Here is a 14,385-nt window from a genome sequence, read left to right as displayed (position 1 = left end):
GAAAGGGCGGACAGGCCGAAGCGCATCCCGCCTTCGACTTGCCCGCCCGTCATCTATCCGATATTACTTGCCCAGACGGCCTTCCAGCTCCGCCTTTTCCTTCTCGTAGCCCGGTTTCCCGAGCAGGGCGAACATATTTTTCTTGTACGCTTCCACGCCCGGCTGGTCGAACGGATTGACGCCCAGCAAGTAGCCGCTCACGCCGCATGCCTTCTCGAAGAAATAGGCCATATATCCGAACGAATAAGCCGAAATGTCCGGAATCGTCACGATCAAATTCGGTACTCCGCCGTCGGTATGGGCGAGCATCGTGCCTTGGAACGCCTTCTTGTTGACGAAATCCATCGTTTGGCCGGCCAGGAAATTGAGGCCGTCCAAATTTTCCGGATCGGTGCCGATAACGATTTGCTCGGGAACGTTCGCTACTTGAATGACCGTCTCGAACAAATTGCGGGAGCCTTCTTGAATAAATTGCCCCATCGAATGCAGGTCCGCGGAGAAATCGACCGAAGCGGGATAAATCCCTTTCTGGTCTTTCCCTTCGCTTTCCCCGTACAACTGCTTCCACCATTCGGAGATATAATGCAGGGAAGGCTCGTAGTTGACGAGAATTTCGATCGCTTTGCCTTTGCGGTACAGCGCGTTGCGGACGGCGGCGTATTGGTAGCTCGCGTTCGCCTCCAGCTCGGCGCTGCCATACTCGCGGGACGCGTCGGCCGCCCCTTGCATCATCGAGCCGATGTCGATGCCGGCGACGGCAATCGGCAGCAGGCCTACGGCAGTCAGTACGGAGTAGCGACCGCCCACGTCGTCCGGGATGACGAACGTTTCGTAGCCTTCGGCATCGGCCAGCTTCTTCAGGGCGCCCTTCTCCCGGTCGGTCGTCGCGTAAATCCGTTTGCGCGCGCCGTCCTTGCCGTACTGGCGCTCCAGCAGCTCGCGGAAAATACGGAAGGCGATCGCCGGCTCGGTCGTCGTGCCCGACTTCGAGATGACATTGACGGAAATATTTTTCCCTTCCAGCAATTGCAGCAGGTGCGTTACATAAGTGGAGCTGATGTTGTTGCCGACAAAGTACACTTCCGGCGTAGCCCGCTTCCCTTTGGGCAACATATTGTAGAAGGAATGCGACAGCATCTCGATCGCAGCTCTGGCACCCAGATACGATCCGCCGATACCGATGACGACGAGGGCGTCGGAGTCGGATTGGATCCGTTTCGCAGCCTCTTGAATGCGCGAAAACTCTTCTTGGTCATATTGCGTGGGCAGTTCGATCCAGCCCAAATAATCCGATCCCGCGCCCGTACCGCGGTGCAGCTGCTCGTGCGCCAGACGGACAGGTTCCCGGAAATAATCGATTTCGTGCTGCTGCACGAAGGATAACGCACGGCTATAGTCGAATTGAAGCTTTTGGCTCATTGTTTTTCCTCCTATAAGCTTTACGAAGCGAACTTGCTTCGTAAGCATAATCCTGGCTTGCGCATGCAAGCCGGCATCGTAAGAGCTTTCTCGTATGTAGGCCTGTCTCGCAGTCGCTTAGGTTACAGATAGAATACTTGAATTGGCCGGGCAAAAGCAAGTAAAGTCAGGTCATTCACACGGGATCATGGAAATGCTACAATAGTTCTAGGACCAGCAGCACTCCAGGCACTATTTTCGCTGCAACTATTCGAGGTGAATACGATGAAAAAAATCGGCTTTATCGGCCTGGGAACGATGGGTTTGCCTATGGCGGCCAATCTGCTGCGCAAAGGCTACTCCTTGTCCGTATACAATCGCACGGCAGAAAAAAACGTTGAACTGGTTCGCCAAGGAGCGCAAGCCGCAGCTACACCGGCCGACGCGGCCAGGGATGCGGACGTTTTGATCACGATGCTCAGCAACGATATCGCTATCCGGCAAACGTTCTACGATCCAAAAGGAATTATGGAAGGCATCCGTCCCGGCATGACCGTGATCGATTGCAGCACCATATCCCCACATATGAGCAAGACCTTGCAGGCCGAGCTGGCCGAGCATGCCGTCCACTTTCTCGACGCCCCCGTTACGGGCAGCAAGCCCGCCGCCGAGGACGGAACTCTATTGTTTATGGTAGGCGGCAATGAAGAAGCGCTTTCCGAGCATAAGGACGTATTCGAGGCGATGGGCAACCGGGTCGTCTATATGGGGCCATCGGGGTCCGGCTCTTATGCCAAGCTCGCGCACAATACGATGGTGGGCATTAACGCCATCGGCTTTGTGGAAGGAATGGCGCTTGCAGCCAAAGCGAACGTCGACTTGAACAAGTTTTATGAAATCGTCATGGCCGGCGGCGCCAGCAGCAAGCAGGCCGAGCTGAAAGGCCCGAAAATTTTAAACCGCAATTTCGATACCCAGTTCTCGATGCAGCTGATGCACAAGGACCTGCGTCTCGCCTCGCAGTTGACCGACCAGCTTCAGTTGACCGCGCCGCTGCTTGGGCTTGCCAAAAGCGTATACGAGATGGGCTTGAGCAAAGGGCTCGGCGATCAGGACCTGAGCGCGATCGTGCAATGCTACGAGGAATGGATGGACAAGAAAATCGAAGCCTGCAAGCGAGAAGAGACGCTGTCCGAAGCGCTTCTGACCAAACAAGATTTAAATATCGAGCGTCGTCGCAGCGTAAGGGTTCCTATGAATATCCGTCTGCTGCTCTCGGTGTATCAATGGGAGCAGGAAGGCGCGTTTTCCGGACAAAATATGGAAGGCACGCTGTACGATTTGTCCGACAGCGGCCTCCAAGTGACCAGTACGTTCCCGTTGGCCCAGGATATGTTTATCGTGATCCATTTCCCGCAGGAAGCGGAACTGCCTCCGATTACGGCGCGAATCATCCGCGTCTTCTCGGACAGCGGCTTGTTCCGGTATGGCTGCATGCTGTCCGGTCTTCCTCCTCATACGCGCATTAAGCTGGAGGAATACATTCATGAGAAGCTTCAGGAAACCGAGACGAACGAGCAGACGTAATCGGTTATCGTTTTTACGTCCATCTTGAAAGTGGCGTTGGCCGGCACTTCGAATTGCGTACCGCCCTGGTACGGCTTCCATTCGGACTCGCCGGGCAACAGCACGAGCAAGTCGCCTGCCGTGATTTCCATGATTTCAATCGTATCCGTCGTAAATTCGTACGTGCCCGGCAGCATAAGGCCAAGCGTTTTTTTGGTGCCGTCCGCAAATACGACGGTGCGGCTCGTGACGCCTCCATTGAAGTAGACGTTCGCTTTCTTCGATACGGTTACGTTGGTGAATTGGGACATATCGTGGCACTCTCCTTGATTCATATATCGCAAAGATCGAAAAGTTTCCGCGCCGTTGCGCCATAGCGCGCTCCAAGCGTTCGGATTTACAAAAAGAGTCCTTTCGGGACTCTTTTTGTTGTGGGTTCGATCATGGATTGAGCTGCTTGATGCAGACGGGCCTACAGCAGAGCCTTCACTTTGGCAACGACGTTATCCACCGTGAAGCCGTATTCGGCAATGATTTTGCCGGCAGGCGCCGAAGCTCCGAACGTGCTGATGCCGAGCACCGCACCGCCGTCTCCTACGTAGCGGTCCCATCCGAGCGGATAAGCCATTTCCACGGCAAGACGGGCTTTCACATCGGACGGCAATACCGATTGCTTGTACTCGTCGGACTGCTTGTCGAACAGCTCCCAGCTCGGCATGCTGACGACGCGGACGTTAACGCCCTCTGCGGCGAGCTTCTGCTGGGCCTCGACGGCAAGAGATACTTCCGAGCCGGTCGCGAGAATGATCGCTTGTGCCGCTCCGCCGGAAGCTTCGGACACCACGTAAGCGCCGCGGGCGATTCCTTCGCGTGCTTTCTCCGCCGTTCCTTCTAGATTCGGCACCGCTTGACGGGTCAACACGAGTGCTACCGGCCCGTTTTTATTTTCCAGCGCATACCGCCATGCTTGCGTCGTTTCGTTCGCATCGGCCGGACGAATGACCGTAACGTTCGGAATGATGCGAAGCGCCGCGAGCTGCTCGATCGGCTCGTGAGTCGGTCCGTCTTCTCCGACGCCGATGCTGTCATGCGTCAGTACGTACGTAACCGGCAAATCCATGATTGCGGCCAGACGGACTGCCGGACGCAAGTAATCCGAGAACACGAAGAACGTGCCGCCGTAAGGCTTGACTCCCTTATGCAGCGCCATCCCGTTCAAAGCCGCTCCCATCGCGAACTCCCGTACGCCGAAATACACGTTGCGGCCGCTATAATCGTTGCGGGTAAGCTGGCCAAGACCTTTCATATGCGTCATCGTCGAGGATTCCAGGTCGGCCGACCCTCCGATAAACGAAGGAATTTTGCCGGCAAACGCGTTGATCGCGTTCCCGGAGGCGTTCCGCGTACCGATGCCTTTGTCGGCCGGGCCGTACGTCGGCAAATCGGCGTCCCAACCTTCCGGCAGCTCGCCGGCTACCGCTTCCTTGAATTGCTTCGCCAGTTCCGGATACGCTTGCTCGTATTTGGCGAACAGCTCGTTCCAAGATACTTCCGCTTGCTCGCCTTGCGATTTCACATCGGCGAAATGGGCTTGTACTTCGGAAGGCACATGGAAATGCTTGTCTTCGGGCCATTCGTAGGTTTTCTTCGTCAACACTACTTCTTCGACGCCGAGCGGGGAACCGTGAGGTCCTACATGGCCGCCTTTGCCAGCTTTGTTAGGGCTTCCGTAGCCGATAACCGTCTTCACTTCGATGAGCGAAGGGCGCGGATCTTTTTTCGCTTCCAGCACCGCCTGCTCGATGGCGCCCAGATCGTTGCCGTCTTCCACGCGGACGTAATGCCAGTTGTAGCCTTCGAAGCGCGCTTTAACATTTTCCGAGAAGGAGAGATTCAATTCCCCGTCGAGCGAAATATCGTTCGAATCGTACAGGACGATCATTTTGCCGAGCTGCAGGTGGCCGGCCAAGGAAGCCGCCTCGCCGGAAACACCCTCCATCAAATCCCCATCGCCGCAAATGACGTATGTATGGTGGTCAATAATATTCAAATTATCGCGGTTGTACACGGCTGCCATATGCGCTTCGGCGATCGCCATGCCGACTGCGCTGGCGAACCCTTGTCCGAGCGGTCCTGTCGTGGCGTCTACTCCGGCCGTATGGCCATATTCCGGATGACCCGGCGTTTTGCTGCCCCATTGGCGGAAATTTTGCAGCTCCTCCAAGGACAGATCGTAGCCGCTCAGGTGCAGCAGGCTGTACAACAGCATCGAGCCGTGTCCGGCGGACAGGACGAACCGGTCGCGGTCGATCCATTCCGCATTGGACGGGTTATGCTTCATCAGCTTGGCATAAAGGGCGTATCCCATCGGAGCCGCTCCCATAGGCATCCCGGGATGCCCGGAATTCGCTTTTTGCACGGCATCGATGGACAGCGTGCGGATCGTGTCGATCGCCAGCCGATCGATCGATTTCGTTTGAGACGTCATGATTCCATTCCTCCCAAAAATCGGTATTCGCCGCATCACGGGTGTCTACCCGGCGCGAACCCCCCTCTTTCTCCAGCGGACAGTTCAGTCGCTTGAATTATTGTACCATTTGATTTGCCCGTTTACCACAATCTCCGATTGAAAAAGTGTAAGACCGGAGGCCATCCCCCGGTCTGCTGAGCTTCTACTATTAATTTGCGATAAATTCTTGAACCCATTCGCCGTTGTAATAAGCAACTCCGATTTTCGTGAAGTTCGGGCTCAAAATGTTTTGGCGATGCCCCGCGCTGTTCATCCAGGCGTTCATGACTTCATCGGGATTGCGCTGTCCTTTGGCAATGTTCTCGCCTGCATACGAATAGCTGATCCCGTAAGCCTTCATCATATCGAACGGAGAACCGTAGGTCGGAGAATTATGGTCAAAATAGTTGTTGTTGTACATATCCTTGGCTTTGTCGAGCGCCATATTCGCCAGCGCCGCGTCGCTCGCGAGCGGAGAAAGACCCGCTTTCGCGCGTTCTTGGTTGACCAGCGTTACCACTTGATCGGCATAGGCGGAATCTGCCGTATCGGAATTGCCGGCAGCTTGACCGTTATTGGCGGAGCCGCTGTCTGTCCCCGTATTCGTTCCCGGGGCCGTACCCGTTTCCGTTTCTGTATTCGAGCCGGCGTTCGAGCCTTGATTGCCGCCGTAGTAGTACCAATAATTCCCTGCTCCGTTATTCGTCCCGGAGTCCGTACCCGTATTCGGGATATGGAACGACATTCCCGGCCACACTATAGTAGGGCTTGCACCTTGATTTTGTTGCAACAAATCGCTCAGCGAGAAGCCGAAGCATTGGAATGATTTCGACGTCGTGTCTTGGCCCGCTGCCGTATTCGGAGCGGCATAAGCAGACCCGGCCCCGGCTATGACGCTAAGTGCAATCGCTCCGGTCACTACGGATTTTTTGAAACGCATGGAAAACATCCTCTCCTTGTTTCGGCCTGCGAGGTTAGCTGACGGGTTCGGGTCAAAGAGCAATCACCCTGCCATCCTATGATGGCTTCACCCCGGAACATTGGGTTCCCCGCGCTTGTAGAAGCTTCGGCCTTTTTTTTGAATTCCGCATGAAAATTACCGGCATTTCCAATCGGGGTTGCCGTCTTTCCCGCGGTCGTTTCATGATAACACGGGACCGAGGAGCGGTCACTGCATAAAAATTCCCACCCTTTGAACTGCGGGCGGCATCCCGCCTTACGCAGATCGAAGACGCAATCGCGATCCGCGTCCACTTCCATCCAATCCAGCAGGGACATCTGACCCGCAAGAGCTGCCGGACGATACTCGGCACGGAGCTGACCGATGCGGTGCTTCATTTGTCTGATCGGGCAAACCGTGCTGCAGTACGGATAAGGAACCCGACAACAACAAAAACAACCCGCCTCGCACTTAGCCAGTACGGGGCGGGTTGTTCGATGCTGCCTATTCAATTAAACACGACTGTCTTGTTCCGATGCGTCAGGATGCGGTCCTCCGCATGCCAGGCCACGGCGCGCGCCAGCACGATCCTCTCGATGTGCCGACCGATCCGCTTGAGCGCCTCGACATTGTCGCGGTGGCTGACCCGCTGCACGTCCTGCTCGATAATCGGGCCGCCGTCCAATTCCTCGGTCACGTAATGCGCCGTCGCGCCGATAATTTTAACGCCCCGGTCGTACGCTTGCGCATACGGCTTGCCCCCGACGAAAGCGGGCAGGAACGAATGATGGATGTTGATGATCCGGTTCGGGAATTGCGCGATGAACGATGGAGAAATAATTTGCATGTAACGCGCCAGCACGACCGTATCGACTTCGCCGACTAGCTCCAGCTGCTTCGCCTCCGCCTCGCGCTTCGTATCCGCGGTAACCGGAACGTGGTAATACGGGATGCCGAACGATTCGACCGTATCCCGCATATCGGGATGGTTGCTGACGACCATGGCGATGTCGGCGTACAAATCCCCCGACTTCCACTGCCAGAGCAGCTCCAGCAAGCAATGATCCTCTTTCGAGACGAATATGGCAAGCCGCTGCTTCCGTCCCGCCTGCGTCACCCGCCAGTTCATCGAGAATTCCTGCGCCGTCGTATCGGCGAAATCCCTCTTCAGCCCGTCAAGCCGAATGTCCAGCTCGGGCAGATCGAATTCGAGACGAATGAAAAACAGGCCGCCTTGCGGGTCCATCGTATATTGATCCGACTGGACGATATTGGCTCCGTGCTTGGACAAAAATTGCGATACCGCCGCCACGATGCCCGGGCGGTCGGGACAAGAAATCAGCATCCGCGCCCGGTCCCGGTGGCAGTCTGAACGCTGAAGGTTCGGTGGTGTGACCAAAGGGCTCATTTGTCCGATCTCGTTCCTCTCATATCCGTTAAATAGATTTCCGGCAGGCCTGTCCGATCAGACGGCGGCCAGCAATTGCTTGCCGGCGAGCCAAGCGGTGATTCGGTGGTTGATCTGCTCCTCGGTCAAGTCCGGAAACAGACGGCTTTCGAATACCAAGTCGTACAGCCGCTCCATCGGCTCGCGCGGATCCGCCTTTTTCGCCTTTGCGTCCGTTTTGAGCGTCTCCCATGTGGAGAGGATAAACTCTCTCGAATCGATCTCCTGCTTGCCGAAATAATGGTGCAGCCGGTCCAAATGGTCGAGGAACTCCTCGCCGAAACGGCCGTTCAAATCGCCGCGCAGCAGCGCGATTTCCGCCTCGTACATCGGGCGGACGGTTTTGTCGTCTTTGCCGATCCACGGCGTTTCCAAAATCATCGGCAAATGCTGCAGGCTGTCGTGATGCACGATATAATTCATCGCCTTGTAGCCGATCATGCCCGCTCCGACGGGAGCGTGACGGTCCTTGCCCGCGCCGCGAACGTTTTTGCTGTCGTTCAGATGGATGACGCCCAGACGGTTCAAGCCGACGATCTTGTCGAAATGGTTCAGCACGCCGTCAAAATCTTCGACGATATCGTATCCCGCGTCGTGAACGTGGCACGTGTCCAGACAGACGGTCAACCGTTCGTTGTCCTCCACCTTGTCCATAATTTGCGCCAGCTCCTCGAACGAGCGTCCGAGCTCCGAGCCTTTGCCGGCCATCGTCTCGAGCGCGATGTTCACGTTCGTGTCCTTCGTGCCGCGGAGCACCTCGTTCAAGCCTTCGGCGATGCGGTTGATGCCGTATTCGGCGTCCTTATCCGTGTAAGCGCCCGGATGCAGCACGATGTTGCGCACGCCGAGGTAATCGGTGCGGCGGATTTCGTCCTGCAGGAAGCGGACGGCCAGCTCGAACGTATCTTCTTTATAAGAGCCCAGATTAATAATGTAAGGCGCGTGCACGACGATTTCGCCGATGCCGTGCTGCTCCATGAGAGCTTTGCCTTCTTCGATATATTGCTCCTCGATCGGTTTGCGTCTGGTGTTTTGGGGAGCCCCGGTATAAATCATGAACGTGCTGGAACCGTAGGATACGGCTTCATTCGCCGCATTCAACAGACCTTTGTCGGAAAAAGAGACGTGCGATCCTATCTTCAATTCACTTCGACTCCTCTCGCGTATACTTCTCCTTATTGTACTAAGAAACTTCAAATAAATCTAGGAATGCGGTATAATTCCAGTAACACTAGCATTACGAGGAGAATGAATGATGCCTTCGCAAAGTTTCATGATGTTTTTGCTGTTCTGGGGGTTCGTGCTGCTCATTTTCATGTCGATCGGCGGATTTTTCATGTTCCGCAAATTTATGAAGGTGCTGCCGAAAGCCGACGGCAAGTCGAAGCTCGATTGGCAAAACCACTATGTCGATGCGTCCCGCCACCTGTGGACGGACGCGTCCAAACTGTTTCTCGAGAAGCTCGTATCGCCTGTCCCCGCGCCGTTCCGCGATATCGCCCGCCATTCCATCGCGGCCAAAATCGGACAGGTCGCTCTGGAGAAAGGCGCCGGCGAAGTTACCGAGCAGCACTGCATCGAGGGATACATTCTGGCTACACCCAAACGCGACTATAAGAGCCTCGTCTCCTTTCTGGAGAAAAACGGCATCGACTATACTCCCTATCGGCATTTGCTGAATTAGCGCTTCATGCGCGAAGCGAAGCAGACCTTTCGTTCGAGATCGTTCGAACGAAGGTTTGCTTCTTTTTGCGTGCGTGACATATTTTTCCTTATTTAGGTACAAGCGTTCGCAAGCTCGTGATATCATAACGTGCCCTAACATCGCCACATTCGCGACTACCGCCAAGCCGCATCTGCTGATATGCTGGAAGGGAAGCTCAATTGCCGGAGAGGAGCATGATCGAATGCTGCGACGAATCAATGAATTGCCGACAGACAAGCGCATTGCCGGGGTGCACAGCATCCCGGTCACCGACGACGGCTCGATCGTCATGGTATGGGACCGAAACGAACGAACGCTTACGACCGTGGGAGGACGGCTCGAGCCGGGCGAAACGGCGGACGAAGCTCTCGACCGGGAGACCGTCGAGGAAGCGGGTCTCGTACTCCGCCGGAGCCGAATCCCGATCGCGGCCTGGTATTGGGAAGCGACTGATACGTACACCGTATTTTTCATTGCGCGGGTAGACCGATATGTGCCGATGCCGGACGGCTTCGAAACGACGGGAAGAGTCACGTTAAACCTGGAAACGGCGAAGCAAATGGTAGAGAAGCTGGAAGGGGACGGCTTGCGCTCGCAGTTGCTCGTCTGGGCCGAGGAAGCGATCGCCTTGCTGCCTTGACATCGTTGCAGATAGCGCAGATGGCGCATTGCCGGATCGGTTAGAACGCCGGTTGTCCGGTTTTCATGGCCCATTGTACGGGGCGCTTATTGACGTCGTCGTGTACTAGGTCCGCTCAAGACACTCGACCTCTGCCGGAGTATCGGCTCTGTACTGGCTAGGGGTCGTTCCGTAATAGTTGCGGAAAGCTCTGGTGAATGCGTACAGATCGGGATAACCTAGCGACAGGGCGATGTCGGTGATCGGGAAATCGCTGTCCGAGAGCATCCGCGCCCCTCTGGCCATCCTCAATTTCTGCAAATATTGAACAGGCGGTATGCCGACCCGCTTCGAGAACTCCGCCGAGAAATGCGAGCGGTGTACGCCCACATAATTCGCCACATCCTGTACGGTAATATTCTCCGTGAAGTACAGGTTCATGAATCTCTCGCTGTCCCGTATCCATGAGGACGGGCTTCTATCGGGAACGGATTGCCGTTCGCGGGCATCCGCAATGGCCAGATGGTCGAACAGCTCGTACATTTTGGCCATCCACCGGAAGTAGTTGCCTGCCGCATGGATTTGCCGGAATTCGTCCACCAGCTGCCGAACGATGCCGGGCACGCCGGGATGGAACACCTTGCGCATATACGGCCTCTCCTCCGTGACGCCGACCCGCTGCAGCAAGGAGCGCACCCCTTCGCCGGTCAGCCCGAACCACATCATTTTGAGCAGCGGCTTGTCCGGATCGAGGCCATGCCGGGCGGTTTTATAAGGAAACACGCAGAACATGTCGCCCTTGCCGAGCGTGACCGGCCTACCGTTCACCCAATGAACGGCCTGCCCTTCCATCACGAAATGGACAATGTAGTAACGTATGATTTTCGGCCCCGCCTGATAGTTCGGCTTGGCCGTCATCCTTCCGGCATTCATCGGGCATATTCCGGTCGATTTCTCCAGATCGGACGCCGATAGGATACCCCAGCGTAAACCGGAGCTTCGTCACGCGGGAAATGCCTTGAACATCCATATGCCAGTAAGCGAAACGTTTGTCGTTATTCGTAATCTCCTTTGCCGTTTTCCAGGCCGACGTATCCGGATCGTAATAGTCATTTTGTCAGAATTCGAGTGTGGAGAATCTCGATCGCCATGAATAGCACTGTCGATCAAAACTGCCGCTCACTGACTGCGCCGATGGGCGCTGAGCCGCTTGCGCAGCCTGGAAAAAGAAAAGCAGGACCGCTCTCGGACGGCCCTGCGTCTTCTTGAAGCAAACTTCATAGTCAGGTCGGCCGGGCCGCAAACGATTCGGCCGCGAAGCAAATAAAATAAGCGAGTCCGGTCTGCTGACCCTCGAGCATGCTCCGGTGAAAATCATCGTCCATGAAGAAACGCGTCTGTGCCGCGAAATCCGACGGGCTCGTCGCATGAACGGCCCGGTCCACAAATTGAACATGTCCGCTAATCAAAGACAGGACTCGCTCGTCGTCAAACCTCGCTCCGTCCCTCAACGCCTGCGCCATTCCGTCCATAAACCGTTTGGCTTCTGCGGCCGTCTCATTCATCGCTACGGGATCGATCGTCTTATCGTTCAGCAAATCGTAACCGTACGTTTCCTTAACATACTCGTTCTGCCCGCTCATCGCCTCGCGCCATTGCGCCTCGTCCGCAAAGCCTTTAAACATGTCGTTTCGATCCATCGTTTCTCCTTTCTCGGCGGTGCGGATCGATTCGTCTATCGTGCGAATCAACCGCTCCAGCCTTTGCCCGCGTTGTGCCAGCAGCTCTCTTTGTTCCGTCAGGACGGCCAGCCGGTCCGGCTCCGTCTCCAATATTTCCTTGATGCGGCCGAGCGGAACATCGAGCTCCCGGTAAAACAAAATGTGCTGCAGCCGTTCCAGTTCCTTCATCCCGTAAAGACGATATCCGGCTTCACTCACCTCGCTTGGCGCCAGCAGACCGATTTTGTGATAATGATGCAGCGCCTTGATCGTGACGTTCGTCAGCTCGGATACTTCCTTTACCGTATATCGCAATTTGGCTTTCACCTCCGCTTCACACCTCATTCTAGAGTCTCCTCCAAGGTCAGAGTCAACACTGTTTTTCCGACCGTTCCGCAGCAAAACAAAACGCCGCACCCTGAGGGGGAACGGCATTTTTCCGGTCTGCCCGGTTACGGCTCTATTCTTCCATATTTTGATCTATGATCAGCGACATTTTATAGATGCACAGGAACAGCGCCCCTATGACACCGCTTTCCAACGACTGCATCCACAATCCGCTCCAGGCGAACCCCGCGGCGCAGCCCGCAAACAGAACGGACAACAATTTCGGAATCGTATGTTCGTGCTTATCCAGCCATTCGGACACGAGCGACACCTTCCTTTTTTGGGGTACATGGTGAAGAGCGTACCGCAAAGATGAAGCGGATGCTCCGCAAACGAAAAAACCACCGCAAACTGGTAAAGCTTCTGCCGGTGGACTTCTTGTTGGTGTATGGGTGCGCCGTAGATATCCGCGGCTGCTTTTAGCCCCATTTTATTCCTTTTGGCGCGAAAAGTAAACGCAACGTTTCCCTGGTAACGGTTTTACATTCGGCAGTGCCCGCTTACCTTCAGGCGTCTTTATTTCGTGTTTGCACGTTTCATCTTTTTCGTCCCGCGCGGAAGGAATCCGCAGACCGGCAAGGAACTATATATCTCACCAAAAAGATTTCGAGGGGGCGCTTGAATGAATCCCGTTAGTGAAAAGACACAGGTCATCGTTATCGATCCGAGCCCGCATGCCGTGCACCAAAGAAACGAACGGAATATGGCCGACATACCGATCCGCTTCCGAATGCCGGAATCCGCGCACGGCAAAGTGGAAGCGAGAATCGCCTCGGACTCGTCAGACGCACAATGGAGAACGATTGGTTCCATCGACGGAGCATCTTTCGAAGGACAGCTGGACTCCGTACCGGTCGGACGTTACCGGATTGATGTCCGCCTATCGGCATCGTCAAGCGAGTCGGATAAACCGGTCGTCGCGTCTTTCAGCGTGGAGCCCGTTTTCGTAGGCGACCTTTGGATTTTGGCCGGCCAATCCAATATGGAGGGCTGCGGCAAGCTGCTCGAAGTGGAAACGCCGCAGGAAGGAATCAGCTGCTTCTACTTGGGGGACCGCTGGGCAATGGCGGAAGAACCGCTGTGCTGGCTGAACGATTCAATCGATCCGGTGCATCGGATAACTCCGACGCCGCAGCATCCGGACATTACCGACATTATCGCGCGGCAAAACCGTACGAAAGGAGCCGGGCTAGCCATACCGTTCGCCAAAGAGCTGCTGAAGCATACGGGCGTGCCCGTCGGACTCCTGATGTGCGCGCATGGCGGAACGAGCATGGAGCAGTGGAGCCCCGAGCGGCCTGGCGATACGGGCACGACGCTGTACAGCGCGATGATGCGCAAAGTTCGCAAGCTGGGCGGGAAAGCGAAGGGCTGCCTCTGGTACCAGGGGGAAAGCGACGCTAACGAGAAGGCCGCACCGCAATACCGCGAGCGGATGGAATCGTTCGTGGCGGCTTTGCGGCGGGATATCGGAGACGACGAGCTTCCATTCATCTACGCGCAGCTTTCCGTATTCTATATCTCGGGCCGGGAAGCCGAGACGTGGGACCGTATCCGCGAAGAGCAGCGGCTATTGGAAGACGGGCTCGGCCGTGCGGCCGTCGTCCCTACGATCGACGCTACGTTGACCGATCCGATCCATTTGGACGCCCCCTCGCTCAAGGAGGTCGGCAAGCGGATGGCGTGGCGCGCGTTAAGCTTGGTTTACGGAATCGACGCGGCCGAACCCGGTCCGCGCCCCATCGATTTTTCTTGGAACGACGACCGGACCGAGCTTCGCATCGCGCTCGACGGCGTGAACGGACGATTGCGTCCTGTCCGGTACGCTTTCGGGTTTGCCGCGGACCATTCGGGATCTCCTCTCCCCGTTACGGCCGTCGTACCGGATGAAGGAGACTGCTTGCTCCTTCGGTTCGAGCGTTCCGCTCCGGAAGGAACGCGGCTCTGGCACGGCAACGGCTTGAACCCGGCCGTCAACGTCAAGGACGAGCGCGGAATCCCGCTTCTTGCTTTCGGACCGATTCTCTTATAGCGATCTATGATAGGATAAGACGCGAAAAGCGCACCAGCCCGATATAAGGGACGGCGCGCTT

General features: G+C 56.0%; 13 protein-coding genes and 1 riboswitch. Of the genes, 4 read left to right on the top strand and 9 right to left on the bottom strand.

Going from position 1 to position 14,385, the window contains the following annotated elements; genetic code table 11:
• Positions 1–63 precede the first annotated feature (63 nt).
• Positions 64–1,419: a glucose-6-phosphate isomerase gene (locus FE784_RS29160; RefSeq protein WP_139605784.1), complete on the bottom strand. Its 1,356-nt coding sequence runs from the start codon at positions 1,417–1,419 to the stop codon at positions 64–66.
• A 255-nt stretch (positions 1,420–1,674) separates the two neighbouring features.
• Between FE784_RS29160 and FE784_RS29155 the strand changes: the two genes are divergently transcribed.
• Complete coding sequence (locus tag FE784_RS29155) at positions 1,675–2,985, top strand: NAD(P)-binding domain-containing protein (RefSeq protein WP_342779144.1); 1,311 nt, start codon at positions 1,675–1,677, stop codon at positions 2,983–2,985.
• Here the strand turns inward: FE784_RS29155 and ppnP are convergent.
• From ppnP to FE784_RS29130, 5 genes are all read right to left on the bottom strand, one after another.
• Positions 2,955–3,275: a pyrimidine/purine nucleoside phosphorylase gene (gene ppnP, locus FE784_RS29150; RefSeq protein ID WP_139605782.1), complete on the bottom strand. Its 321-nt coding sequence runs from the start codon at positions 3,273–3,275 to the stop codon at positions 2,955–2,957. The genes FE784_RS29155 and ppnP overlap by 31 nt on opposite strands.
• Positions 3,276–3,436: 161 nt before the next feature.
• Positions 3,437–5,452: a transketolase gene (tkt, locus tag FE784_RS29145; protein WP_139605781.1), complete on the bottom strand. Its 2,016-nt coding sequence runs from the start codon at positions 5,450–5,452 to the stop codon at positions 3,437–3,439.
• A gap of 190 nt (positions 5,453–5,642) precedes the next feature.
• The gene (locus FE784_RS29140) at positions 5,643–6,413 is read right to left on the bottom strand and encodes a CAP domain-containing protein (RefSeq protein ID WP_139605780.1); all 771 of its coding nucleotides are present in this window, start codon (positions 6,411–6,413) and stop codon (positions 5,643–5,645) included.
• Between the two features lie 8 nt (positions 6,414–6,421).
• Positions 6,422–6,555, bottom strand: a riboswitch (cyclic di-AMP (ydaO/yuaA leader).
• A 366-nt stretch (positions 6,556–6,921) separates the two neighbouring features.
• On the bottom strand, positions 6,922–7,821 hold the full coding sequence (gene purU / locus FE784_RS29135; protein WP_139605779.1) for a formyltetrahydrofolate deformylase: 900 nt from the start codon (positions 7,819–7,821) through the stop codon (positions 6,922–6,924).
• 57 nt (positions 7,822–7,878) lie between these two features.
• A complete protein-coding gene (locus tag FE784_RS29130) occupies positions 7,879–9,003 on the bottom strand; it encodes a deoxyribonuclease IV (protein ID WP_139605778.1) in 1,125 nt (374 codons plus the stop codon).
• Between the two features lie 112 nt (positions 9,004–9,115).
• Between FE784_RS29130 and FE784_RS29125 the strand changes: the two genes are divergently transcribed.
• Positions 9,116–9,544: a DUF2621 domain-containing protein gene (locus FE784_RS29125; RefSeq protein WP_139605777.1), complete on the top strand. Its 429-nt coding sequence runs from the start codon at positions 9,116–9,118 to the stop codon at positions 9,542–9,544.
• A 223-nt stretch (positions 9,545–9,767) separates the two neighbouring features.
• A complete protein-coding gene (locus FE784_RS29120) occupies positions 9,768–10,205 on the top strand; it encodes an NUDIX domain-containing protein (protein WP_139605776.1) in 438 nt (145 codons plus the stop codon).
• 105 nt (positions 10,206–10,310) lie between these two features.
• Here FE784_RS29120 and FE784_RS29115 read toward each other — a convergent pair whose 3' ends face one another.
• From FE784_RS29115 to FE784_RS29105, 3 genes are all read right to left on the bottom strand, one after another.
• A complete protein-coding gene (locus tag FE784_RS29115; protein ID WP_139605775.1) occupies positions 10,311–11,117 on the bottom strand; it encodes an AraC family transcriptional regulator in 807 nt (268 codons plus the stop codon).
• Positions 11,118–11,467: 350 nt separating this feature from the next.
• Complete coding sequence (locus FE784_RS29110) at positions 11,468–12,220, bottom strand: MerR family transcriptional regulator (protein WP_176706619.1); 753 nt, start codon at positions 12,218–12,220, stop codon at positions 11,468–11,470.
• 145 nt (positions 12,221–12,365) lie between these two features.
• A complete protein-coding gene (locus FE784_RS29105) occupies positions 12,366–12,554 on the bottom strand; it encodes a hypothetical protein (protein WP_139605773.1) in 189 nt (62 codons plus the stop codon).
• Positions 12,555–12,914: 360 nt separating this feature from the next.
• On the opposite strand from FE784_RS29105, the gene FE784_RS29100 reads away from it, so the two are divergent.
• Complete coding sequence (locus FE784_RS29100) at positions 12,915–14,324, top strand: sialate O-acetylesterase (protein ID WP_139605772.1); 1,410 nt, start codon at positions 12,915–12,917, stop codon at positions 14,322–14,324.
• Positions 14,325–14,385 lie beyond the last annotated feature (61 nt).

Source organism: Paenibacillus hemerocallicola, from assembly GCF_006265175.1.
Taxonomy (GTDB): domain Bacteria; phylum Bacillota; class Bacilli; order Paenibacillales; family NBRC-103111; genus Paenibacillus_AB; species Paenibacillus_AB hemerocallicola.
This window is presented reverse-complemented; position numbering and strand designations above follow the sequence as displayed.

Coding starts and splice junctions, on each gene's coding strand:
- FE784_RS29160 (WP_139605784.1), bottom strand. CDS start 1,419: ATGAGCCAAAAGCTTCAATTCGACTATAGCCGTGCGTTATCCTTCGTG.
- ppnP (WP_139605782.1), bottom strand. CDS start 3,275: ATGTCCCAATTCACCAACGTAACCGTATCGAAGAAAGCGAACGTCTAC.
- tkt (WP_139605781.1), bottom strand. CDS start 5,452: ATGACGTCTCAAACGAAATCGATCGATCGGCTGGCGATCGACACGATC.
- FE784_RS29140 (WP_139605780.1), bottom strand. CDS start 6,413: ATGCGTTTCAAAAAATCCGTAGTGACCGGAGCGATTGCACTTAGCGTC.
- purU (WP_139605779.1), bottom strand. CDS start 7,821: ATGAGCCCTTTGGTCACACCACCGAACCTTCAGCGTTCAGACTGCCAC.
- FE784_RS29125 (WP_139605777.1), top strand. CDS start 9,116: ATGCCTTCGCAAAGTTTCATGATGTTTTTGCTGTTCTGGGGGTTCGTG.
- FE784_RS29120 (WP_139605776.1), top strand. CDS start 9,768: ATGCTGCGACGAATCAATGAATTGCCGACAGACAAGCGCATTGCCGGG.
- FE784_RS29115 (WP_139605775.1), bottom strand. CDS start 11,117: ATGAATGCCGGAAGGATGACGGCCAAGCCGAACTATCAGGCGGGGCCG.
- FE784_RS29100 (WP_139605772.1), top strand. CDS start 12,915: ATGAATCCCGTTAGTGAAAAGACACAGGTCATCGTTATCGATCCGAGC.